Genomic DNA, 23,755 nt, shown 5'->3' with positions numbered 1-23,755 from the left:
GATGGCACAAGTAGTTGTAAATGACAACAAAAAGCAAAATACATTATTACGAAAATTGTTAAAAAATAAATTAGCAACAATTGGCTTAATTATTGTAACGCTGATGACCATTGTAGCCATTTTTGCTCCGCTTATTGCGACCCATCCACCAAATGAAATGACTGTTGGTAAATCATTTTTACCAATGAATACAGATGGACATTTACTTGGTACAGATAACTATGGTCGAGATTTGTTTAGTCGTTTAGTGTATGGTACGCGGATTTCAATGGTTGTTGGTGTTGCGGCTGTACTCTTTGGGGCAGTATTTGGGACATTACTTGGATTAGTTGCAGGCTATTTTGGTGGACGTTTAGATTCTATCATTATGCGTACAATGGATGGTCTGTTTGCTTTTCCATTTATTTTATTAGCTATTACATTAATGACAGTGCTAGGTCAAGGATTAGTAAACGTTATCGTAGCCATTGGTATTGCCAATATACCGGGGTTTGCGCGATTGGTGCGTGGACAAGTGTTAAGCGTAAAAGAGGAGGAGTTTATTGAAGTAACTCATTCATTAGGTGCTACACATACACGTATTATTTTTAGTCATATTTTACCAAACTGTCTTGCGCCGTTAATTGTCTATGGCACAATGAGTACGGCTGGGGCCATTATTTCTGAGGCAGCGCTTAGCTTTTTAGGATTAGGTATACAACCACCTACTGCTTCATGGGGCAGTATTCTGAAGGATGGTAAAGATTTTCTAGTGTTGAATCCTCAAATGGCAACATTCTCTGGAATCTGTATTTTATTAACAGTGCTAGGTATTAATCTATTAGGTGATGGATTACGTGACGCATTAGATCCAAAAATGAAAGTTTGATAGGGAAGGGGGTGGCATCATGACTGAACGTTTACTAGATGTTGAAAATTTAACGGTTGAATTTAAAAGTGGCGGCTCAACGATGAAAGCTGTAAATGGCGTAGATTTACAATTGAATAAAAAAGAAACACTTGGAATTGTAGGGGAATCAGGGTCGGGAAAAAGTGTTACTGCTACAGCATTAATGCGTTTAATCCCATCTCCACCAGGAAAAATTACAAATGGAAAAATTCACTTTAATGGGCGCGAGTTACTAGGAATTTCAGAAAAGGAAATGCGCAATGTGCGAGGCAAAGAAATGTCGATGATTTTCCAGGACCCCATTACAAGCTTGAACCCAGTTCTTACAGTTGGCAATCAAATTATCGAGGTTATTCGTGCGCATGAAACCTTATCCAAAAAAGAAGCCAATGAAAAAGCCGTTGATATGTTAAAAATGGTAGGGATTCCAGAGCCTGAAAAACGCCTAAAAATGTATCCTCATGAATTTTCAGGTGGTATGAGACAACGAGTTATGATTGCCATTGCACTAGCATGCAATCCTAAGCTGCTCATTGCAGATGAACCAACAACGGCACTAGATGTAACTGTGCAGGCACAGATTCTCGATTTAATGAAGAAGCTACAGCAGGAGCATGATACAGCTATTATTATGATTACACATGATTTAGGCGTTGTATGGGAACTTTGTGACAAGGTAAATGTGATGTATGCGGGACGTACAGTAGAATCTACTACAACTAGGCAATTATATGAGCAATCTTTGCACCCTTATACATGGGGATTACTAGAATCACAAATTACGATGGGCACACAGGAACAAAACAGGCTACCAGCGATTCCAGGTAGTCCACCTGATTTAACGATGCCGCACAGTGGCTGTCATTTTTCTTCTCGCTGTCCAATGGCAACAGATATGTGTCGCAGTAAAGTACCAGAATTAGTAGAGGTACGAGAAAATCATTTTGTGGCCTGCCATCTGCAATCGAAAGAGCAAATTGTAGAACGTAAGGAGGGAATTTTTAATGCAGCAGAATAGAGAGCTGGTCCTGAAAGTAAGCAATTTGAAAAAGCATTTCCCTATTAAAAGTTCTATTCCTTTTAAAAAGACAACACAATTTGTAAAAGCAGTAGATGGTGTGAGCTTTGAATTATATAAAGGGGAAACATTAGGCATTGTTGGAGAATCTGGCTGTGGTAAATCAACGGTCGCACGTCTTATTAATCAATTAATTACCCCAACAGAAGGAATAGTTGAGTTTAATGGAACAAATTTAGCAAATTTAAATACAAAGGATATTCGTTCGGCACGAAAATCCATACAAATGGTATTTCAGAATCCATATGCCTCATTGGATCCTAGAAAAACGATTGAATATTTAATTGCTGAGCCACTTGCCATTCACCGTATTGGAGATGATGCCTCACGAAAAAAGCGTGTCATTGAATTGTTGGAGACAGTTGGTTTAAGTGCCTATCATGCTAAGCGCTATCCACATGAATTTTCAGGTGGACAAAGGCAGCGCATTAATATTGCTCGTGCACTTGCATTAAATCCAGATATAGTTGTTTGTGATGAGCCAGTTTCAGCATTGGATGTATCTGTACAAGCACAGGTTATTAATTTATTGAAAGATTTACAGAAGGAATTTGGACTAACCTACATTTTCATTTCACATGATTTAAATGTTGTCAATTATATGTGTGATCGGATTGCCGTTATGTACTTAGGGAAAATAGTAGAGATTGGCACATATGAAGAGATATATGGAAATCCCCAACATCCATATACACAGGCTTTATTATCGGCTATTCCAAAGGATAATCCCTTTGATAATAAGGAGCGCATTATTTTATCTGGAGACGTTCCAAGTCCAGTCAATCCACCGAGCGGCTGTGCATTTCATAAACGTTGCCGATTCGCGACAGAAAAATGTGCACAAGTTCAGCCTACTTTAGATACAGTTACAGTAACACATCAAGTCTCTTGTCATTTATATAATGCGAATTAAGATAGCACTAGCTTAGGGTATGCCTAAGAAAATACAACATGAAAAAAGCCTCATTAGCATTCTTTTATTAGAAGCTTAGGGTAAACGTCTATCTAACGATTTCACGAAGCTCTATCAAATGTTGTGAGGTAATAAAAAGGAGCGCAAGAATATGTCATTGAAACATGTTATGGAATTATACGAATTAATGGATAGTATCTATGTAAATGGGGAGGTTGTTAAAGATTACTTACACAATATTGACTCTTCTGCAGATGTTACTGTAAAAACGATTAAGGGTGACAATGGCTCCACTGATTTTGTAAGAGTTTTGGTCAAGGGGAAAAACGGTAAATCATCAGGTGGGAACGCCCCAACATTAGGTATTATCGGACGTTTAGGTGGAATTGGAGCACGCCCAGAAATGACAGGCTTCGTTTCTGATGGTGATGGTGCATTAGCCTGTATGGCAAGTGCAGCGAAAACAATTGATATGGCTTTAAAGGGCGATCAGCTAGAGGGGGACGTTATTTTTACTACACATATTTGTCCAACAGCCCCAACTTTACCGCACGAGCCAGTACCATTTATGAATTCCCCAGTAGATATTAGTGTTATGAATGAAAATGAAGTTGATGAAATGATGGATGCTATATTATCAATTGATACAACAAAAGGTAATCAAATATGTAACCATAAAGGGTTTGCCATCACCCCAACCGTTAAGGAAGGCTATATTTTGAAGGTTAGTGATGATTTACTACATGTGTATACTCAATCGGCAGGAATTTCTCCTGTTGTCATGCCAATTACTACGCAAGATATTACACCATATGGAAATGGTCTATTCCATGTTAATAGTATTTTACAACCAGCTGTTGCCACAACAAGCCCAGTTGTAGGCGTTGCCATTACAACAGAATCTGTAGTAGCAGGCTGTGCAACAGGTGCCACACATGTAACAGATGTAGAAAATGTTGTTCGATTTGTCTTAGAAGTAGCTAAGGTTTATGGTGCAAAAAAATGTTCATTCTATGATGAAAAGCAATTTGCTCTTATCGAAATTTTATATGGAAGCATGAATCATTTACAAACAAAAGGAAATGAGGTACCTGCTCATGAACAATGATTTACACGCGCTCAAGTTACAACTAATTGAAGAAGTTGAACATAATAAAGATGAGTTGATTGAATTATGTTCAAAATTAATTCAAATTCCGAGCGTCAATCCACCAGGTGATACGACGGTAATAACAACTTTTATCGAAGATTATTTAAATGAGGTAAATATTCCCTATGAAAAATATGAATCTGCGGATAAAATGTTTAATTTAGTAGCCTCTATTGGAAATACAGAGGGGAAAGAGCTAGTTTATTGTGGCCATACAGACGTGGTACCTGTTGGCGATTTAGCTAAGTGGGATTTCGACCCATTTTCAGGGGAAGTAAAGGACGGATGGATGCTTGGTCGTGGCGCCAGTGATATGAAAGCAGGATTAGCAGGAATTATTTTTGCAACTAAGATGCTAAAGAAATTGAATATTGAGCTACCAGGAAAACTGACTTTAGCGATCGTTCCCGATGAGGAGACAGGTGGAGAGTATGGAGTCCCATGGCTATTAGAACGAAATCTAGTAAAGGGAGATGGCTGTTTAATTGCGGAGCCCTCATCACCATTAAATCCTACGATTGGTCAAAAAGGTTCGTACTGGTTTGAATTAGAGGTACGTGGGGAACCTGGTCATGGAAGCCTATCACCATTAGCAGGAAGAAATGCTATTATAGATGCGATTTCTGCCATAAATGAAATACGTACCTTATGGGATTTAGAGATTACTATTCCAGAGGAAGTACAGCCCCTAATTGAAGTATCTAAAAAATACATGCGAGAAGTGGAAAAAGACCGTTTGAAATATCAAGAAGTATTAGAGAAAATTACTGTAAATATTGGTACAATTGAGGGAGGTACGAAGTCCAACGTTATTCCTGATTATTGTAAGGTACAAATAGATTGCCGCTTACCTTTTGGCATTACACAAGAACAAGTTACTGATATATTGGCAAATAAATTAGATGCATTAAATATTGACTATTCGATAAATCGTTTTGGATTTAAAAGTGTGGCCAACTATACACCAGCTGAAAACCCTGTATGCCAAGCAATCGTAGATAATATCTCATTTGTTACTGGTAAAGAGGCATATGGTGTGATGCAATGGGCAAGTAGTGATGCTCGTCATTTCAGACAATATAATATTCCAGTACTACAATATGGTCCAGCCTATTTGCCAAGTATCCATGGCTATAATGAAAAAGTGCGTGTAGAGGATATCATACGTTGTGCAAAAGTTTATATTACGGCTGCCATAGATTTTTTACATCAAAAGTAAGGGGGAGCTACCTCCTCTCTTACTTTTGATAATGAATTTTAATCGGTGGGGGATGACGTATAGGACGGGTCATTACGAGCCCAAACTTCATCCTCCACTGATTAAAGTTAAACGATCTTGTACAAACGGTTGCCATACATGATACTATCTCGATAATTCCCCCTTATTGAAGTAACCGTAAAGGTAATCTTTTGTACAAGAAAAAGTAAAGTTCTAATCAGAAGGGTTTTCCTCATCCCTACAGATTAGAACTTTACGAATCAGGCATGTGCGGGCAGTTAATTCCTCACCAAACTTGATAGAACTGCCCGTTACTGTCAGATAAATAGATCAAAAGGATGAGAGAGATGCTAAAAACCTTAAATTTATCTATTGCCGTTTTAAAGATGTTTACAAAGGAAAAGCCCACATGGGGTGGTCGTGAGCTAGCAATGGCAATGAATATGAATCATACAAATTTATATCGTATTCTTGAAACATTTGAGAATAATGGATTTATTACGAAAGATCCTATAACTAAAAAGTATTCATTAGGCATTGCCTTATGGGAAATTGGGATGAATATGTATGATTCTTTAAACATTGATCAACTTTGCATGCCAGTTCTCGAAAAATTAAAGGATACAACAGGTGAAACTGCTATTTTTACAGTATTAAATGGCTTAGAGGCGTTAACTTTGCTCAAGGCAGAGCCTGTCAATAAGGTGAAATTCACAGTATCTAGAGGAAGTAGAACACCACTTTATGTAGGAGCCTCCTACCGTTCAATGCTTGCCTTCCTCAATGAAGAGCAAATTTCAAAAGTGATTGATGTGCCATTAATCGCCTACACAAACAATACTATGACAGATGCAGTTGAAATTCGAGATGAACTCGTAAAGATACGAGAATGTGGCTATGCAGTTAGTAAAGGTGAATATACTGCGGATGTACTGGCACTTGCAATGCCTGTATTTAATAGTGAAGAAGAAGTGGTAGGTTCAGTTACTGTATCAGGCCCTACTTACCGTTTTACAGAGCAACGTATTCCAGAAGTTTTGGAACCGCTAACACAAGCGAGACAAGAGGTTGAAAATATCATACGTAGGTATCATTTGAATTTTAATTAAGGAGAAAAAATACATGCAGCATTTACAGGAGATTGCACTGAATATCTTAAAAAATAATTTAAATGTTCAATCCTCAGAAACACTGATGATTCTAACAGATGTTCACAAACAAGAGATTGCTGAAATTTTCCATCAGGCAGGTTTAAGCATAACGGAAAACACAATGCTAGTTGTGATGCCACTACTGAAGAAATCTGGACATGAACCAGTGAACGCTATATCGTCACTGATGTCGCAAGTAGATGTTACCTTATGCATTACCTCCCATTCTCTAACACATACAATGGCTCGAAAAAAGGCGTGTGAAAATGGCGGGCGAGTTGCCACAATGCCAGGCGTTACATTCGCAATGCTGGAGCAAGGGGCACTTCATGCTGATGCAAATGAAATAGAAGTACTTGTAGAAAGCTATGTCAATCTACTGAATACTGCAAAGGATGTTCACATTGTAAAAGATGGGTATGAGTTGACGTTTAGCGTAGAAAATCGTTCCGGTATTCGTTCAACAGGTATTGTACGCAATTCCGGAGAATATGGTAATATTCCATCAGGTGAATCCTACATTGCTCCAATTGAAACATCTGCAAATGGTGAGATTTTAGTTGATGGCTCTATTGCTAATATTGGTGTGTTGAAAGAACCATTATTACTAAAGCTTCGCAATGGTCGACTAGAGGATGCAATCGGTTCAGATGGCCCGAAATTACTTGAATTACTAGGGGAGGGCAATGGCCGTATCATTGCAGAGTTTGGGATTGGTGCAAACAAAAGTGCTATATTATGTGGGAATGTCCTTGAGGATGAAAAGGTATTTGGCACCATTCATATTGCATTTGGCAGTAATGTACCATTTGGTGGCGCAAATGCAGCAGATGTTCATATAGATTGTGTCGTCAAAAATCCAACTGTCTATTTCGATGGCAAACAAGTTATTTAGGAATGCAAAAAGCGTATTCAAATTAAATCGAATACGCTTTTTTGTGTGAAATATTGCAAAGATTTCTTTTAACCTTCAGCTAATAAATAATAAAATTTAAGCTCTCCTCCATCTTTCACCATTAACACATCATTTCGTTCTTTTACTGTAAAAATTTCAGTACCCACAGATAACATATTTGCTGTTCCATTTTTAAATTCCGCTGCATTTGAAGAGTTAGCTTCAATTTTTCCAACCTTCAAATTTTCAGTTAACTGGAGTTCATTAATCCAATCAATATTTGTTTGATAAATGATATCATTCCATTGAAATATATCCGCATTAGTATCTAATGATAATACTTCCTGTGCATCAGGCTTTTTACTTACAGAAACGTTAATATCTTTATTTTTATCAGCACAGCCAATTAACACGAATAAAGAAAAAATTAATAGATAAATAAATTTTAGCTTTTTCACTTATGTCACCCTCCCTATGTATTTGACATTTCTAATCCTAAAAAAGTTACATAATCCTACCTGATTAAAAATTATACTTTCCACATTTACTTTTATGGAAAATTTAATTTTAAACGACTTTCTTTTGAATGTTGTGTTCCCATTTACTCTATAGAGGAAATTATTAGCGATTATTTGTTGATTGTCATTGCATAATTACACTATATTAAAAATAACTGTATCCCCAAAAGGACGTGAAGAATGGAGAATTACAGGAGGGAGATTCCTTCTTTTTTGAGGCAGATACAATCTAACTGCTGAAGAATGCCAATATTTTTAGTAATCGATTCGACCCAAAGTATGAAATAAGAGAAGGAGCTGAAGAGGATGTTCTCATTTACAGATTTAAATGGTTTACGAGTGGATTTAAGCTTTACAAGAGGAGAATTTACAGTTGAACCTAAACATGTTCTTGTTTTTTTGAAATATGATAACAAATGGCTATGCACGATTCATAAAAGACGTGGCGTCGAGGTTCCAGGTGGAAAGCAAGAGCCTGGAGAAACTTTGGAAGAGGCTGCAATTCGAGAAGTGTTTGAGGAAACAGGTGTTCATATAAAAAACTTAAAGTGGTTTGCAGAATATGCCGTTCATGATGAAGTGTTATTTTGTAAAACGGTTTTTACTGCTCAATTTGCAGGGCAAGAGGACATCGAATTTGATTTAGAGACATCAGGGATGACCTGGTTAACCGACGATGAATTTGCGAATCATCCAAATTTAAGCTTTCATATGAAGGATGAAGGTATGCAAAAAATGCTGGAGGAGTTGAAACATGATGATCAATGGTGAAATCGTTGAAAAACGCACCTATCCTTCGCCGAATCCAGCTATTCGGTTAACGGAAATTACCTATATATCTTTGGGTATTCGTGTGAAGGGTTTATTGGCTGAGCCAAAAGCTGAAGGTACATATGATGGCTTTTTATATCTACGTGGAGGCATGCAGAGTATTGGAATGGTTAGACCTTCACGTGTCGCGCAATTTGCAGCACAGGGCTTTATTGTTTTTGCACCGTATTACCGAGGTAATCGTGGTGGGGAGGGGCGAGATGAGTTTGCAGGTGCTGATCGATATGATGCTGTTTACGGAGTAAACGTTTTAAAGCAGTACTGCAATGATAATATACATGTCTTTGGGTTTTCACGTGGTGGGATTATGGCACTTTGGACAGCAATATTACGCAGAGATATCACATCTGTTGTAACGTGGGCAGGCGTTTCTGATGCCACTGCTACTTATTGGGAGCGGATAGATATGCGCCGAATGATGAAGCGAGTTATTGGAGGAACGCCTAACCGTGTGCCAGAGGCTTATGACGCGCGAACACCATTATTTGAAATAGAGCATATTACAGCTCCAGTGCTTATTATTCATGGATATCAAGATGAAAATGTAGATATCGAGCATGCTAGACAATTAGAATTTTATTTACAGGATGCCAATAAAACTTACGAAACATGGTATGACCGTCATTTTGCCCATCAATATCCTCCAGCAAAAAATCGTGAGACCGTCCATGCTCTTTGCGAATGGATGAAACGTCAGTAACTGGGCCCACCATACCTCAAACTGTGCGTTCATAACGAGGATATGGTGGGAAATAATTATATACTTTTCCCAATAATTATCTCCAGCAACAATGTTTCTGCTCCTCCCTCATCTTAAAAATACCACTACTACATAGTTAGTTCTTCATGTAGCGATTCGAAATTTTGTAAAAGAAAAAGGGAACGACTACAAATCGTTCCCTTTGTATAAGCAAATTATTTTAATGGCCCACCAAGTGTAGTGATAGCTTCAGAAACGTTAGAGAATTTCTTGAAGTTTTCATTGAATAGACCAGCAAGCTCAGTCGCTTTTTTGTCATAAGCTGCTTTGTCTGCCCATGCATCACGAGGGTTAAGTACTTCTGTTGGTACACCTTCAACAGCAGTTGGAATATGTAATCCAAATACTGAATCTTGGATTGTTTCAACATCAGCTAATTTGCCATCGATTGCTGCCCGTACCATTGTACGAGTGTAAGAAAGCTTCATACGGCTACCAGTACCGTATTCGCCACCAGTCCAACCTGTGTTCACTAAGTATACTTGTGCACCATGTTCGTCAATTTTTTGACCTAACATTTCAGCATAGACAGTTGCTGGAAGTGGAAGGAATGGAGAACCGAAGCAAGTAGAGAATACTGGTTCTGGTTCTGTTACACCACGCTCTGTACCAGCAAGTTTTGATGTGAAGCCACTTAGGAAGTGGTACATTGCTTGCTCTTTTGTTAATTTACTGATTGGAGGTAATACGCCAAATGCATCAGCTGTTAAGAAGATGATTGTTTTTGGGTGACCTGCAACAGATGGATCAACAATATTATCAATATATTGGATCGGATATGCGACACGTGTATTTTCTGTTAATGAACCGTCATCATAATCACAAATACGAGTTTCTGGGTCAACAGCTACGTTTTCTAAAACAGAACCAAAGCGGATTGCATTGTAAATTTCTGGTTCTTTTTCAGCAGAAAGGTTAATTGTTTTTGCATAGCAACCACCCTCAATGTTGAATACACCGTTATCAGACCAACCATGTTCATCGTCACCGATAAGCTTACGATCAGGATCAGCTGATAAAGTCGTTTTACCAGTACCAGATAAACCGAAGAATAATGCTACATCTCCAGTTTCACCAACGTTTGCCGAACAATGCATAGAAAGGATGCCTTGTTGTGGTAATAAGTAGTTCATAATACCGAAAATTGATTTTTTAATTTCACCAGCATATTCAGTTCCACCAATTAGGATGGTTTTCTTTTCAAGAGATACAATGATGAATGTTTCAGAAGCTGTACCATCCACAGCAGGGTCTGCTTTAAAGTTAGGAGCTGAGATAACTGTGAAGTCAGCGACATGGGAAGCTAACTCTTCTTCTGTTGGACGGATAAATAATTGATGAGCAAAAAGATTGTGCCAAGCGTATTCATTGATGACTTGGATGCTTAGTTGTGAATCTTTGTCGGCACCGGCAAAGCCCTTGAATACAAATAATTCGTCACGTTCTTTTAAATATTTTACTACTTTTACATATAAGTTATCGAACACTTCAGAAGAAATCGGTTGGTTTACTTTTCCCCAGTCAATTTTATCCTTTGTGCTTTCTTCTTCTACCGTATATTTATCTTTAGGTGAACGACCAGTGTATTTGCCAGTTTCTGCACGAACTGCGCCATCTACTGTTAACATAGCCTCACCACGAGATGTAGCCTTTTCAGCTAATTGTGGTACCGAAAGTTGAACATTAATGTTACCGCCGCTTAATAATTCCTTCAGTTCGTTTGCAATTTCTACTGAATTCATCGATTAAATACCATCCTTTTTTATAGTATTCCCTTGAGTTTGAGGGAGAATTTCTTAATTTCAAAAATAGTATAACACAATTGCTTAAATAATCTATACTAATTCAGAAATTATTTTTGAGATTTTATTACTTTTCAAGAAAACGACAAAAAGTAAAGTAAAAATGAGAGATGTCATCATTCATTCACCGGAACATAACAGCGTTTGAAGGCATTTGACCAACATGAGGTTCGCACAAGATGGAAGGTTATTAACTCAAGTTTAGAAGAGCAAAACTGAATTCATCTTCCCGCATGTAGGGGGGATAGTCTTCTAAGCCACAAATATTATGCTTTATGATGAAGATATTAGGTCACTTTTTATGTTAACACAGGATATAAGGTAGTAATAGGGATTAATTTGCTTCCATTTACAGCATCACCCAGGTGCCAATCGTATTTTGACCATTAAGTTTCTCTTATACCTTTACAATAATACAGCAAAAAATATTTGACAACGTTCGACCTTTTACGTAATATGAGATATTGAACGGATACTCTTATCCCGAGCTGGTGGAGGGTCAGGCCCTGTGAAACCCGGCAACCTGCATGAACTATTTCACGACATGCGTTGGTGCCAACCTGATGCAAGGGAAACCCCTTGAACGATAAGAGTGAAAGGTTACGAAGTCATTATTCCTTTCCTCATGTAGTAAACGTGAGAAAAGGATTTTTTTATTGTTAAAAACGAATATAAAGGTAAGTATATGTAGTTCTTTCCTTATTATAATGACGGATCTTTCGAAATCCTCGTGTTAAAAGCATCAGCTGTTTTTTATCTTCATTCAGCAGATATTTTTTTGTATCAAAAGCAAAGTGGCAGATGTTTTATGCGCGTAAGCGTAGCGGCAGATACAGAAGACTCCACCTTTACAGGTAGAGATAAATGCGATTTTGGTTCCTTTTTAGTGGGTGTCCAAACACCTACTGAATGAAGATAAAGCCTCTGGCGGATGTCACGGATTTTCAAAGGAATGAATTGTGCGGGCACAATATAAAATCCGGACGCAATTACGCCAAGGCGAAATAGAAACGAAAGCGAAGCGACAGCAGTAACGGCTTGAGAGTTCAATCCTTAGGATCGGACTTGACATGGGTAATGAGTACCGTATTCACAAATACTTTTTGTAAGAGTAATAGGAGGAAAACCAAATGACAAACCGTCGACTGTTTACATCAGAGAGCGTGACAGAAGGACATCCAGACAAAATTTGTGACCAAATTTCGGATGCCATTTTAGATGCCATTTTAGAAGAAGATCCAAATGCACGAGTAGCGTGTGAAACAACAGTAACAACAGGTTTAGTATTAGTAGCAGGAGAAATTACTACTTCTACCTATGTAGATATTAAAGGTATTGTCCGAGATACTGTAGCGGAAATCGGATACACACGTGGGAAATATGGCTTTGATGCAGAAAATCTTGCAGTGCTTGTAGCTATTGGTGAGCAATCACCGGATATTGCACAGGGGGTTGACCAAGCATTAGAGGCTCGTGAAGGCTCTATGACAGACGCTGACATTGAAGCAATCGGTGCGGGTGACCAAGGCTTAATGTTTGGTTATGCATGTAACGAAACACCGGAGCTTATGCCTTTACCAATTAGTCTAGCGCATAAATTAGCACGTCGCTTAACAGAAGCGCGCAAATCTGGTGAACTAGCGTATTTACGTCCTGATGGAAAAACGCAAGTGACGATTGAATATGATGAAAACAATATACCGGTACGAGTAGATACAATTGTCATTTCAACACAACATGATGAAGAGGCGACACTTGAGCAAATTCAGGAAGATTTAAAACAGTTCGTAATTGCACCAGTTGTTCCAAGTGAATTACTAGATGCAAATACTAAATATTTCATTAACCCAACTGGTCGTTTTGTCATCGGTGGTCCGAAAGGTGATGCCGGTCTAACTGGACGCAAAATCATCGTTGATACATACGGTGGCTATGCGCGTCATGGTGGTGGTGCGTTCTCTGGAAAGGATGCAACAAAGGTTGACCGTTCAGCAGCATATGCAGCACGTTATGTAGCCAAAAACATTGTGGCAGCAGGTTTAGCAGAACGAGCTGAAGTACAATTAGCCTATGCAATTGGTGTTGCTCAGCCTGTATCCATTGCTGTTGATACATTTGGTACTGGAAAAGTGAAGGAAAGCGAGATTGTCGAGTGGGTACGTGAGCTATTTGATTTACGTCCAGCAGGGATTATTAAAATGCTTGACTTACGTCGCCCTATCTATAAGCAAACTGCTGCATATGGACATTTCGGTCGTACTGACTTAAATGTGCCTTGGGAGCAAACAGATAAAGCAGAGGCTTTAAGAGAAAGAGCACGTTTATAAGCTATCCCGCTAAAGTGTTAAAGTGAATTAAAAATTATATTAAAGTATTAATTAGGAAGGGGCTAGTTTAATTACATAGCCCTTTTTCTTAATATGAAAAAGGAGCCCCGAAACCATAATTTTATCCTCATTCAGCAGTTGTTTTTTGTATCAAAAGCACAGCGGCAGATGTTTTATGCGCGCAAGCGTAGCGGCAGCGACAGATACAGAAGACTCCCACCTCTACAGGTGAAGAGATGAATTGATGAAATGGGGCTACTTAGTATTATTTATTATTTGCTTGAAGAGATTTATAATATTGTCCTTTTTCTGCATATTCACGGACGATACGTTCCATATCTTCTTTATCTTCAGCATTTAATTCACGAACAACCTTAGCCGGACGACCTAATGCTAAGCTATTCGGTGGAATGACCTTACCCGGAGGTACTAGACTGCCAGCTCCTATGAATGCACCCTCTCCAATCTCTGCTCCGTCTAATATGATTGATCCCATACCTATTAAGGCATTTTTGCGAATTGTACAGCTATGTAAAGTTACTTGATGTCCCACTGTTACTTCATCTTCAATAATTAGCGGGTATTTCGGACTTTGGTGTAAGCAACAAAGATCTTGAATACTTACTCGTTCACCAATAATCGTTGGTGACACATCACCACGAATAACAGTGTTAAACCAAATAGTTGTTTCAGCACCTATTGTAACGTCCCCAGTAACGGTCGCATAATCAGCAATAAAAACGGATGGATCGATGGTTGGTGTTTTACCTTTAAATGGATAGATCATGAGAATCGCCTCTTTTCTTTCTATGATGTAATATTATCGTATCAAATACGCAACTTGATGGAAATATTAAATTAATAAAGTTAAGTATTTCGTTATAATCAATGTGTAATTATTTTTTTAGGAGGACTATGTAAATGTGGAAATGGGAAGCTGATGGACAAGCAAAGGCTGTGGTTGCTATTCTTCATGGTGCATATGAAAATCACCGCTGGTATGCATGGCTAATAGAAAAACTTAGATTGGAAGGCTTCCACATAGTCATGGGGGATTTACCGAATCATGGTGTCAATGCAAGGTTTTCACGTGTTCATGATGAGGATTTTAAAGAATACAACAAGTATACTAGACATTTAATGGAGAATGCTTTTTCGTATAATTTACCTGTGTTTTTAATAGGACATGGGCTTGGTGCAACATTATTACTACATACTATGCACAAGAAAAAATATGAAAGTGCAGGCATTATTTTAACTTCACCATGGCTTCAATTAAAGCTGTTGCCAGGTAAACTATCAAATGCTTTAACAAGTTTAAGTGCTCTTACAGCTAATGTTAAAATAACACATGAAATTACATTTGAGAAATTGACTCGCAGTGTAGAAGGTAGAGAAGAGATGAAGGATGAGATTCCTTTTATGTCAGTTGTCTCAGTGAAATGGTATCGAGAGCTACAGCAAATGATGCGGAATTTAGTATTATTACCAAAGGCAGAATTCCCAAATATGCCTATGCTTGTAATGACAGCTGAAAAAGATAGTATAACAGAAACTAAACAAACTCGTAATTGGCTTCATCAGCAGGAATTTACAGAGTTTCAGTTTAAGGAATGGGCGAATTGCTATCATAATCTATTTCATGAAATAGAGAGGGAAGAGATTTTCGTCTATATTCGTGATTTTATCAACAATGCTCTTCGTAGAATTGGGTATATTATTGAGTAATGTTTGACCTCTCCAATTTACTAGAAAATTACTAATTTATTATTTCTGAAATATAATATTGTAATTTTCAGAAAAGTGTAATACTATAATGACTTATAAAATAGAATTTTCACATTGGAGGGGTAAAATGGAGGCAATTGTTGGAAAATTGAATGATATTTTGTGGGGACCGTGGTTTATTTATGGTATTTTGTTAATTGGATTGTTTTTTTCAATCATTACACGGTTCTTACAGATAAGACACATTAAAGATATGTTTGTTTTAATGTTTAAAGGCGAAAAATCGGAAAAGGGGATTTCATCATTCCAGGCAATGTCAATTGCGTTATCTGGGAGAGTAGGTACAGGTAATATTGCTGGTACAGCTACAGCCATCGGTATGGGGGGACCCGGTGCTGTTTTTTGGATGTGGGCAATAGCCTTTATTGGCGCAGCAACCGCATATGTGGAATCAACGTTAGCCCAAATTTATAAAGAAGAGAAAGATACTGAATATCGAGGTGGACCCGCCTTTTACATAGAAAAGGGAATGGGGCAAAAATGGTTCGCAATAATTTTTGCTATAGCAGCATTAATTGCCATGTTAATCTTAATGCCAGGTGTTCAATCGAATGCAATTGCAACCGCTGTTGAAAACGCTTTCAGTATTCAAACTTGGATTACGGGTCTTATTATTGTTGTATTATTAGGTGCAATTATTATTGGTGGAGTTAAATGGATTGCGAACGCTGCACAGATTATCGTTCCGTTTATGGCTTTAGCTTATATTATTATGGCTATCATTATTATTGGGATGAATATCACAGAGATACCATCCGTATTTGCACTTATTTTTTCTAGCGCATTTGGTGCTCAAGAAATTTTTGGTGGGATTATTGGCTCTGCAATTGCTTGGGGCGTTAAGCGTGGTATTTATTCAAATGAGGCTGGTCAAGGAACTGGAGCGCACCCAGCGGCAGCAGCAGAAGTATCGCACCCTGCAAAACAGGGAATTGTGCAAGCAGCATCTGTGTACATTGATACATTATTAATTTGTTCAGCTACAGCATTTATGATTTTATTTACGGGCATGTATAATGTACAGGATGAAAAGGTAGCAGAAGGTACTGATCCATTTATTCACGTTGGAGAATTTAACAAAAATGGTCTTACCGGAGAAGAACAACTAACATTTGCGAAAAGTATTAAGGAAGGTGCAGCATATACACAATTTGCTGTAGATTCTGCATTACCAGGATTTGGTGGTCCATTTGTAGCAATCGCATTATTCTTCTTTGCTTTTACAACAATTATGGCCTATTACTATATTGCTGAAACAAATGTGGCTTATTTGTTCTCTGGTTCAGCTGAAAAAGTCGTCATATGGATTGCAAAGTTTGCGATTTTAATAGCTGCATTCTATGGTACAATTCGTACTTCAGACCTTGCTTGGGCAATGGGGGATGTTGGACTTGGACTGATGGTATGGATTAACGTTATAGCAATTTTAATCATTATGAAACCTGCAATAGTGGCATTGAAGGATTATGAGAAACAGAAAAAAGAAGGAAAAGATCCTGTTTTTGATCCTCAAGAACTTGGTATTAAAGGTGCAGATTTCTGGGTTGATTATAATAAAAAACGTCAAAATAAATAGGTAATATAGGGAAAGCTATTAAATAGAATGTTTTATTTCTATTTGATAGCTTTTTTTGTTTTTGCAAAAAGAAATTAAAATTCCTATTGACGACAATGGAAAAAGAATATATATTTTGTATTAAGGAAATTATTTTTCCTTTAAGAAACTTTTTGGAAGGTGGTGAAAAAATGACTGTGTTCCATTTACCGCAACTATCATATGACTACGATCAATTAGAGCCCTATATTGACGCTAGAACATTAGAGATTCATCATTCAAAGCATCATGCAACATATGTAAATAATTTAAACATGGCCTTAGAAAGCTATAAGGACCTACAAAATAAATCATTGGAAGATTTATTAAGTAATCTTGATTTGCTTCCAGTTGACATTCAAACAGCCATACAAAATAATGGTGGAGGACACTATTGTCACAGTTTATTTTGGGAAACGATGAGTCCCAATGGCGGTGGTGAGGCTAATGCTGATATTGGACAGGCAATTGAATATTATTTTAAAACGTTTGATAATTTTCAGGATCAGCTTTCTAAAGCAGCAATTACTCGCTTTGGAAGTGGATATGGGTGGCTTGTGCTGGAGGATAATCAACTCAGCATTATGAGTACAGCTAACCAAGATACACCTTTAATTGAAGGAAAAATTCCTTTACTCGTAATCGATGTGTGGGAACATGCATATTATTTGAACTATCAAAATCGTCGCCCTGATTTTGTTAAAAATTGGTGGAATACTGTCGATTGGGATAAAGTTAATCAACGCTATGTAGAAGCAATGAAACAACAATCTTTAAAAAGTTAACTTAAGCTAAGTTAATGAAGGTAATTTGACATGAAAATAAGTAACTCCTCCCTATCCCCCGCGCCATCGGGGGATATTTCCTTTTGATAAGCAAAAAAGACATGAATTCGATGGAGAATCGAAGCCATGCCTTAAAAATTATTCGATTGGGTAATCTTTCATTTTTTCTAGAGCAATCACAAAAGGTGGATCATTTTGTTGATTTAAAAACTCATATTTTAGTACATGTACATATTTTTGAGGAAGCTGACTTACATACTCTATGACAGCATCTCGTTCCTCCTTGCCACCAGGATGCCCATGGTAGATGACCAAAACAATTAGTCCACCAATCTTTAGTAACTTTAGTAAATCTTGAATGGCAACTATTGTCGTATTTGGCTTTGTAATGATATCGTGATTACTACCAGGTAAATAACCTAAATTAAATATGGCAGCGGCAACTTGCTTGTGTACATATTTAGCAACTTCCTCATGCCCTCTATGTAAGACAAGTCCACGATGCTCTAAGCCATGATCAAGCAGGCGAAGTAGCGTGGTATCCACAGCACTTTTTTGAACATCAAAGGCATATACTTGACCACTATCCCCGACAAGCTGTGCTAAAAATAATGTATCATGACCGTTACCTGCAGTGGCATCAACCACTGTATCACCCTCCTCAACTGTAGCCTTTAACAGTTGTTGGGCATATTGTAAAACACGTTGTAGCTTCATTTGACAACCTCAGCCTGATAAAATTTCCCTTGCCAGCTTCCACGGCGTTCAAGCTCTGCATCAATGCCATTTAATACTTCCCACTTATTAACGCTCCACATAGGCCCAATCATTAAATCAATGGGTCCATCCCCTGTAATACGGTGAATCACCATATCCGGAGGTAAAATCTCAAGTTGATCTGCTACTAGCTTTGTGTAAACCTCCTGATCTAAAAATTCTAGTATGCCCTTTTCGTACTGTTTGACCATAGGGGTCCCCTTTAAAAGGTGTAGCAAGTGAATTTTTATGCCTTGTACATCAAGCTTTGCCACTTCACGTGCAGTTTCCATCATCATGTCATAGTCTTCAAGAGGAAGGCCATTAATAATGTGTGAGCATACACGTATACCATGTTTTCTAAGCTTTTCAACACCTTCAACATATGTGGCATAATCATGGGCACGGTTTATTAGATTTGCTGTTTTTTCATGCACTGTTTGAAGACCGAGCTCAATCCATAAATAAGTACGCTCATTTAATTCAGCTAAATACTCTACTACGTCATCTGGTAGACAATCTGGACGAGTAGCAATCGATAAACCTACAACCCCATCCTGCGCCAGTGCCGCTTCAAATTTTTCTTTTAATACGGGAAGTGGAGCATGTGTATTTGTATAAGCTTGGAAATAAGCCATGTACTTGCCATCCTTCCATTTTTGATGCATTTTGTCTCGAATTTCAGCGAATTGCACATCAATAGGATCGACTTTATTGCCAGCAAAATCACCAGAGCCTGCTGCACTGCAAAATGTACAGCCACCGAAAGCAACGGTACCATCACGATTTGGGCAATCGAAGCCTGCGTCCAGTGCTACTTTAAAGACTTTATGACCAAATTGCTCACGTAAATAGCGATTCCATGTATAGTATCTTTTCCCATCTGAAGGAAAAGGAAAGTTTGTTTCTGTCATTTATTTCACTCCTCTAACATTATATTTTATCATGTACTAGTGCTTTCCGTCATGAGGGAAGAATTCAATAAAGCGAAACTTCAAACAGAGGTATTTTCGGTATTCCTATAGGGGTATTTACACCAATTCATTCAATGCAAAGTTGCTTCAATTTTAGGAACCTGAGCGGATGAGGGGTTAAGCAGAGCGAAAGTTGAGCCACCTGAGCGGATAAAGGGTAGAGCAGAGCGAAAAATTGAGCCACCCGAGCGAATGAAGGGTTAAGCAGAGCGAAAAATTGAGCCACCCGAGCGGATGAAAGGTAAAGCAGAGCGGAAAATTGAGCCACCCGAGCGGATGGAGGGTAAAGTAGAGCGGAAAGTTGAGCCACCCGAGCGGATGAAGGGTAAAGCAGAGCGGAAAATTGAGCCACCCGAGCGGATAAAGGGTAAAGCAGAGCGAAAAGCCAGCCACCCCGAGCGGATAAAGAGGAAAGCGGAGCGAAAAACCAGCCACCCGAGCGGATAAAGAGGAGAGCGGAGCGAAAAACCAGCCAACCTGAGCGGATAAAGAGGAAAGCGGAGCGAAAAACCAGCCACCCGAGCGGATAAAGGGTAAAGCAGAGCGAAAAGCCAGCCACCCCGAGCGGATAAAGAGGAAAGCGGAGCGAAAAACCAGCCACCCCGAGCGGATAAAGAGGAGAGCGGAGCGAAAAGCCGACCAACCTGAGCAAAATAAAGAGAAAACAAAGAAATCAGCTTGATCACAGATACACTTTTTTATGTTGTGTTGCCACTGTAAAAAAGGTAAAATTATTTTTCTTGTGCTTTTGTATTTTTCAGCATAAACTAACTATTTAGAGTAGCGAAATAATGGAGGTCATTCTATGCCAAAAAGTGTTTGGTTTTTAATTATTGGAATGCTTGTGAACACAACGGGCAATTCATTTTTATGGCCTTTGAACGCCATTTATATGCATGATTATTTAGGGAAGTCACTGGCGATGGCTGGCTTTGTATTAATGTTGAATTCTGCTGCTGGGGTATTAGGTAATCTATTAGGTGGTTATTTATTTGATAGAATAGGTGGCTATAAGTCAATTATGCTCGGCATTCTTTTAACGATTGCCTCATTAATAGGGTTAACGATTTGGCATGGCTGGCCGCATTATGTATGGTTCTTAACGATTCTTGGCTTTAGTGGTGGTATCGTATTTCCTGGGATGTTTGCTTTAGCTGGAACGGCATGGCCTGAGGGCGGAAGAAAGGCCTTTAATGCAATTTATCTTGCTCAAAATGTAGGGGTTGCTATTGGACCAGCACTTGCAGGAATCGTGGCTGATTATCAATTTGACTACGTATTCAAGGTAAATCTAGTCATGTATATTTTATTCTTTTTTATAGCGTTATTTACTTTTAAGCGATTAGAGGTAGGCAGTATTGCACCGAAAAATGTGGTAGGTGAGAGTAAGAAAATCATTAATAAAGCACCATTTTATGCATTATTAATTATTAGTGCATCCTCTGTGCTATGCTGGTTGGCTTATTCGCAATGGAGCGCGACTATTTCTTCGTATACACAGGATTTAGGATTAGGCTTGAAACAATATAGCCTTCTGTGGACAATTAACGGTCTTCTCATTGTTATTGGGCAACCACTTATTGCGCCACTTGTCAAGCGATGGGAGCATACATTAAAACGTCAATTAGTATTTGGCGTTACGTTGATTGCACTATCATTTGGAATTATTGCCTTTGCGAGTGATTTTACAATGTTTGCGGCTGCTATGGTTGTCTTAACTTTCGGCGAAATGTTTTATACACCTGCTTTGCCAACGATTGCAAATCAGCTTGCGCCCAAGGGACGACAGGGCTTCTACCAAGGAATTATCAACAGTGCGGCAACAACTGGTAGGATGATTGGACCCCTGTTTGGTGGTATTATGGTTGATCAGTTTGGGATGATCGTACTTGTTTTAATACTAGTAATCATTGTATTGTTTGCCATTGTGCCATGTTTAATTTATGATTATCCTTTACGAAAACATCAAACATCCGCCGAATGATGGTTGATTTAACAAAAAAAGTATGTAAACGAGTGAAAACTATGCAAAAAGTATAGTTTTCACTCTTTTTTTGGATTGGATATTGATTAAAAGTAAAAACAGGCGTACAATCATACATATTCAAATATTTGAATATGTTGAAGTGAAATTCCTTGGAGGGATGAAAGTGGAAGAGGGATTACAGCAGTTTAAGGCAGATTTTTTTAAAGCCTTAGCTCATCCATTACGAATAAGAATACTAGAATTATTAGTAGATGGTAAAAAAAGTGTCAATGAGATACAAAGCTGTTTAGAAAAAGAGGGCTCGGCTGTTTCTCAGCAGTTAAGTGTTTTACGAGCAAAAAATATCGTTTATGGGATAAAAGAGGGAAAAAAAGTTTACTACTCCTTAAGTGATCCGATGATTGGTGAGTTGCTTGGAGTAGCCAAGGAGATTTTTAACAATCACTTAATTAATACGATTACAAGATTAGAAGAAATGACCATCAATGGAAGTGACGAAGAAAATATATAATCATATTTTTTGAAAAATTTGCTTTGCTTATTATTTCGAAGGGAAGATTTATGTATGAAGTCACTGATAATAGGGAGATTTGAAGGATATTCAGTTCATCATTTTAAGAAGGACTTACTCTCGGGGATTATTGTTGGAATCGTAGCAATCCCGCTAGCAATGTCTTTTGCGATTGCTTCGGGTGTCAAGCCAGAGTATGGAATATATACAGCTTGTATTGCCGGTATACTTATTTCAATCTTTGGTGGTTCGAAATATCAAATTGGTGGTCCAACAGGTGCATTTGTGCCAATTCTTCTAGGAATCGTTCTAACATATGGCTACGAAAATTTATTAATTGCTGGTTTGATGGCAGGGATTATGCTGTGCTTAATGGGTATTTTTAAGCTAGGCTCCTTAATTAAGTTTATCCCACGTCCTGTAACAGTAGGTTTTACTGCTGGAATTGCCGTGATTATTTTTACGGGGCAGATTGCCAATTTCTTAGGGCTGACAAATATGACAAGGCACGAGTATTTTATTGCCAATTTAAAAGAAATTGTGATGCATATTGGCACGACGAATTTTTATAGTATTGTCACAGCAATTATTTGTCTCGTTTTTATTTTATTGACACCGAAAGTTTTACCGAAAGTACCAGGAGCGTTAGTAGGTATTGTTGTTTCCACACTTATTGCAACGTTCTTTTTTTCAGGACAAGTTGCTACAATAGCAACTGCCTATGGTCAAATTCCAAGCACTTTACCTGCCTTTGCAATACCGGATATCACATTAGAAAGAATTCAGCTACTTATAGGACCAGCCTTTGTTATTGCAATGCTTGGTGGTATTGAATCACTTTTATCTGCGGTTGTCGCGGATGGTATGACAAATAGTAAACACCATAGCAATCGAGAGCTTGTTGGCCAAGGTATTGCGAATATTGTTACACCATTGTTTGGAGGAATTCCGGCAACTGGTGCTATTGCCCGTACAGCGACAAATATTAAAACAGGTGCGGTTTCGCCGATGTCAGGTATTATTCACGGTGTATTTGTCTTAATTACTTTATTGCTATTAGCACCGTATGCCTCTCATATTCCTTTAGCAAGTATGGCGCCTGTCTTAATGGTTGTTGCCTGGAATATGAGTGAACAAAAGCATTTTGCACATATTGTGAAGTTGAAATCAGGAGATTCACTAGTTTTAATTATTACCTTCCTACTGACTGTTTTTACAAGTTTAACACTAGCTGTGGAGGTTGGGCTGGTGTTAGCTGTTGTGCTATTTACAAAGCGTATGAGTGAGAAGCTTGTCGTCACAAAAGTATTACCAGATCACGCATTAAAGCATGAAAAAGTACAATCACACGTTGTTCATCAGCAGCATGATTGTCCACAAATTAGTATCTATACAATTGAGGGGCCGCTTTTTTTTGGTGCTGCGACTACTTTTGAGCAGGCCATTGCCGCTCCCACTCATCAATCTAAAGTTTTAATATTACGAATGGGGAAAGTGCCCTTTATGGACTCAACAGGTGAGACATATTTTGGTAGTATTATTCGGAATTTCAAAACGCAAGGTGGTACCATTTTAATAACAGGACTACAGGATGAAATGAAAGCCGCGCTTCAGCATAATGGTCTATATGATGAAATAGGTGAGGCTCATTTTTATCCACATACAGGAGAAGCAATTAATGAGGCTTTTCGCTATTTAGATACAAATAAGTGTATAGGCTGTAAACATTTTGCCTTCCGTGAATGTCAGGAATTATCACAATCTAAGGAAAAAAGGGATTTAATTGTACAGTAATGGTTAGTATATGAACAAAGGCTTGTGCTTTTC

Annotated in this window: 22 protein-coding genes and 1 riboswitch; of the genes, 16 read left to right on the top strand and 6 right to left on the bottom strand. The window is 38.2% G+C overall.

Annotated features, from left to right (window positions below; genetic code table 11):
* Nucleotide 1: 1 nt before the first annotated feature.
* From QNH24_RS20070 to QNH24_RS20040, 7 genes are all read left to right on the top strand, one after another.
* The gene (locus QNH24_RS20070; protein ID WP_283869257.1) at nt 2-868 is read left to right on the top strand and encodes an ABC transporter permease; all 867 of its coding nucleotides are present in this window, start codon (nt 2-4) and stop codon (nt 866-868) included.
* Nucleotides 869-887: 19 nt separating this feature from the next.
* Nucleotides 888-1,907, top strand: coding sequence for an ABC transporter ATP-binding protein (locus QNH24_RS20065; protein WP_283869256.1), 1,020 nt, complete (start codon nt 888-890; stop codon nt 1,905-1,907).
* Nucleotides 1,894-2,880, top strand: coding sequence for an ABC transporter ATP-binding protein (locus tag QNH24_RS20060; RefSeq protein ID WP_283869255.1), 987 nt, complete (start codon nt 1,894-1,896; stop codon nt 2,878-2,880). Before QNH24_RS20065 ends, QNH24_RS20060 begins: the two co-directional genes overlap by 14 nt.
* Before the next feature lie 151 nt (nt 2,881-3,031).
* Entirely contained in the window at nt 3,032-3,988 is a 957-nt protein-coding gene (locus QNH24_RS20055; RefSeq protein ID WP_283869254.1) for a DUF1177 domain-containing protein, read from the top strand.
* A complete protein-coding gene (locus tag QNH24_RS20050; protein WP_283869253.1) occupies nt 3,978-5,249 on the top strand; it encodes a M20 family metallopeptidase in 1,272 nt (423 codons plus the stop codon). The genes QNH24_RS20055 and QNH24_RS20050 overlap by 11 nt, the downstream gene beginning before the upstream one ends.
* Before the next feature lie 347 nt (nt 5,250-5,596).
* Entirely contained in the window at nt 5,597-6,358 is a 762-nt protein-coding gene (locus QNH24_RS20045; protein ID WP_283869252.1) for an IclR family transcriptional regulator, read from the top strand.
* Nucleotides 6,359-6,371: 13 nt separating this feature from the next.
* Entirely contained in the window at nt 6,372-7,295 is a 924-nt protein-coding gene (locus QNH24_RS20040) for an aminopeptidase (protein WP_283869251.1), read from the top strand.
* Between the two features lie 68 nt (nt 7,296-7,363).
* Here the strand turns inward: QNH24_RS20040 and QNH24_RS20035 are convergent, their stop codons facing one another.
* Nucleotides 7,364-7,753 (bottom strand): hypothetical protein, encoded by a 390-nt coding sequence (locus QNH24_RS20035; protein WP_283869250.1) that lies wholly within the window; start codon nt 7,751-7,753, stop codon nt 7,364-7,366.
* Nucleotides 7,754-8,119: 366 nt separating this feature from the next.
* On the opposite strand from QNH24_RS20035, the gene QNH24_RS20030 reads away from it, so the two are divergent.
* Nucleotides 8,120-8,584 carry an NUDIX domain-containing protein gene (locus tag QNH24_RS20030; RefSeq protein ID WP_283869249.1) on the top strand — a complete coding sequence of 155 codons (465 nt, stop codon included), beginning with the start codon at nt 8,120-8,122 and terminating at the stop codon, nt 8,582-8,584.
* Nucleotides 8,568-9,344: an alpha/beta hydrolase family protein gene (locus QNH24_RS20025; protein ID WP_283869248.1), complete on the top strand. Its 777-nt coding sequence runs from the start codon at nt 8,568-8,570 to the stop codon at nt 9,342-9,344. Before QNH24_RS20030 ends, QNH24_RS20025 begins: the two co-directional genes overlap by 17 nt.
* 215 nt (nt 9,345-9,559) lie before the next feature.
* Here QNH24_RS20025 and pckA read toward each other — a convergent pair whose 3' ends face one another.
* Entirely contained in the window at nt 9,560-11,146 is a 1,587-nt protein-coding gene (gene pckA, locus QNH24_RS20020; RefSeq protein ID WP_283869247.1) for a phosphoenolpyruvate carboxykinase (ATP), read from the bottom strand.
* Between the two features lie 535 nt (nt 11,147-11,681).
* A riboswitch (SAM riboswitch) is annotated at nt 11,682-11,799 on the top strand.
* Between the two features lie 537 nt (nt 11,800-12,336).
* Between pckA and metK the strand changes: the two genes are divergently transcribed.
* Complete coding sequence (metK, locus tag QNH24_RS20015) at nt 12,337-13,533, top strand: methionine adenosyltransferase (protein ID WP_054771372.1); 1,197 nt, start codon at nt 12,337-12,339, stop codon at nt 13,531-13,533.
* Between the two features lie 265 nt (nt 13,534-13,798).
* Here the strand turns inward: metK and QNH24_RS20010 are convergent, their stop codons facing one another.
* Entirely contained in the window at nt 13,799-14,320 is a 522-nt protein-coding gene (locus QNH24_RS20010) for a gamma carbonic anhydrase (protein WP_054771373.1), read from the bottom strand.
* 134 nt (nt 14,321-14,454) lie between these two features.
* On the opposite strand from QNH24_RS20010, the gene QNH24_RS20005 reads away from it, so the two are divergent.
* From QNH24_RS20005 to QNH24_RS19995, 3 genes are all read left to right on the top strand, one after another.
* On the top strand, nt 14,455-15,261 hold the full coding sequence (locus QNH24_RS20005; protein ID WP_283869246.1) for an alpha/beta hydrolase: 807 nt from the start codon (nt 14,455-14,457) through the stop codon (nt 15,259-15,261).
* A 127-nt stretch (nt 15,262-15,388) separates the two neighbouring features.
* Nucleotides 15,389-16,897, top strand: a complete 1,509-nt coding sequence (locus QNH24_RS20000) for an alanine/glycine:cation symporter family protein (protein ID WP_283869245.1) — start codon at nt 15,389-15,391, stop codon at nt 16,895-16,897.
* 170 nt (nt 16,898-17,067) lie between these two features.
* Nucleotides 17,068-17,700 carry a superoxide dismutase gene (locus QNH24_RS19995; RefSeq protein ID WP_283869244.1) on the top strand — a complete coding sequence of 211 codons (633 nt, stop codon included), beginning with the start codon at nt 17,068-17,070 and terminating at the stop codon, nt 17,698-17,700.
* Between the two features lie 138 nt (nt 17,701-17,838).
* Here the strand turns inward: QNH24_RS19995 and mnmM are convergent, their stop codons facing one another.
* The 3 genes from mnmM to QNH24_RS19980 form a co-directional block, all read right to left on the bottom strand.
* The gene (mnmM, locus tag QNH24_RS19990; protein ID WP_283869243.1) at nt 17,839-18,417 is read right to left on the bottom strand and encodes a tRNA 5-(aminomethyl)-2-thiouridylate-methyltransferase MnmM; all 579 of its coding nucleotides are present in this window, start codon (nt 18,415-18,417) and stop codon (nt 17,839-17,841) included.
* Nucleotides 18,414-19,370, bottom strand: a complete 957-nt coding sequence (gene mnmL / locus QNH24_RS19985; protein WP_283869242.1) for a tRNA modification radical SAM protein MnmL/YtqA — start codon at nt 19,368-19,370, stop codon at nt 18,414-18,416. Before mnmL ends, mnmM begins: the two co-directional genes overlap by 4 nt.
* Before the next feature lie 260 nt (nt 19,371-19,630).
* On the bottom strand, nt 19,631-20,116 hold the full coding sequence (locus tag QNH24_RS19980; protein WP_283869241.1) for a hypothetical protein: 486 nt from the start codon (nt 20,114-20,116) through the stop codon (nt 19,631-19,633).
* A gap of 119 nt (nt 20,117-20,235) precedes the next feature.
* Here QNH24_RS19980 and QNH24_RS19975 point away from each other — a divergent pair, with 119 nt between their 5' ends.
* From QNH24_RS19975 to QNH24_RS19965, 3 genes are all read left to right on the top strand, one after another.
* A complete protein-coding gene (locus tag QNH24_RS19975; protein ID WP_283869240.1) occupies nt 20,236-21,414 on the top strand; it encodes an MDR family MFS transporter in 1,179 nt (392 codons plus the stop codon).
* Nucleotides 21,415-21,580: 166 nt separating this feature from the next.
* On the top strand, nt 21,581-21,928 hold the full coding sequence (locus QNH24_RS19970) for an ArsR/SmtB family transcription factor (RefSeq protein WP_283869239.1): 348 nt from the start codon (nt 21,581-21,583) through the stop codon (nt 21,926-21,928).
* A 54-nt stretch (nt 21,929-21,982) separates the two neighbouring features.
* Nucleotides 21,983-23,722 carry a SulP family inorganic anion transporter gene (locus QNH24_RS19965; protein ID WP_283869238.1) on the top strand — a complete coding sequence of 580 codons (1,740 nt, stop codon included), beginning with the start codon at nt 21,983-21,985 and terminating at the stop codon, nt 23,720-23,722.
* The last annotated feature ends 33 nt before the right edge of the window (nt 23,723-23,755 follow it).

The sequence above is a fragment of the Lysinibacillus pakistanensis genome, from assembly GCF_030123245.1.
Classification (GTDB): Bacteria; Bacillota; Bacilli; order Bacillales_A; family Planococcaceae; genus Lysinibacillus; species Lysinibacillus pakistanensis.
Note: the sequence above shows the minus strand (reverse complement) of the source record. Positions and strands in the feature narration are given on the sequence as shown.